Annotated in this window: 1 protein-coding gene, 2 tRNA genes and 1 rRNA gene; 1 reads left to right on the top strand and 3 read right to left on the bottom strand. The window is 41.6% G+C overall.

Translation table 11 applies throughout. From position 1 onward, the window contains the following. On the top strand, nucleotides 1-228 hold a 228-nt coding region (locus tag HB364_RS32995; RefSeq protein ID WP_208420181.1), incomplete at its 5' end, for a hypothetical protein. Between the two features lie 41 nt (nucleotides 229-269). Here HB364_RS32995 and HB364_RS32865 read toward each other — a convergent pair. From HB364_RS32865 to HB364_RS32855, 3 genes are all read right to left on the bottom strand, one after another. Next, nucleotides 270-343: transfer RNA gene (locus HB364_RS32865), tRNA-Ala, on the bottom strand. Between the two features lie 80 nt (nucleotides 344-423). After that, nucleotides 424-498, bottom strand: a tRNA-Ile gene (locus HB364_RS32860). Nucleotides 499-603: 105 nt separating this feature from the next. After that, a 16S ribosomal RNA gene (locus HB364_RS32855) occupies nucleotides 604-668 on the bottom strand; the annotation flags it as partial.

Genomic DNA, 668 nt, shown 5'->3' with positions numbered 1-668 from the left:
TACCACGTCCTTCATCGTCTCTCAGAGCCAAGGCATCCACCATACGCCCTTAAGTGCTTTAAAAGAGTTATTACTATTACTCGTCATTTACAACTTAAATTTTTAACTACCCAATATGTCAAAGAGCTAATTTGGATGATAATTGCTTATCAAACAAACGATGCAGATAATATGGTTTCGAACCATTGGTTAGCCTCCCAGGCTTATCTATTATTTACAAGAACTTAATTTTCAAATTCTTAAAGTATGAACTAATTGAATTTGATTTGTGGAGGATATCGGAGTCGAACCGATGACCCTCTGCGTGCAAGGCAGATGCTCTAGCCAACTGAGCTAACCCCCCAAGTATTAGCTTTGAGCGGTGAGCTATGGGTTTCGAGGCAGATGCCCGTTGCCATTAGCGTACAGCTTGCAGCTTATAAGTAGACCCGAGCAGATTTGAACTGCTGACCCCTACATTATCAGTGTAGTGCTCTAACCAGGCTGAGCTACGGATCTAGGTAGCACCTCTATTCGGGTTACTATTGAAAGAACTTAAGATGAAAGAACTAATAATTGAAAGTTAGAAGAAGCAACAACTAAAAAATACTGAGCAGTCTCTAAAAAGGAGGTATTCCAGCCGCACCTTCCGATACGGCTACCTTGTTACGACTTAGCCCCAGTCACCA

Origin of the sequence: Paraflavitalea devenefica (assembly GCF_011759375.1) — a bacterium.
Lineage (GTDB): Bacteria > Bacteroidota > Bacteroidia > Chitinophagales > Chitinophagaceae > Paraflavitalea > Paraflavitalea devenefica.
This window is presented reverse-complemented; position numbering and strand designations above follow the sequence as displayed.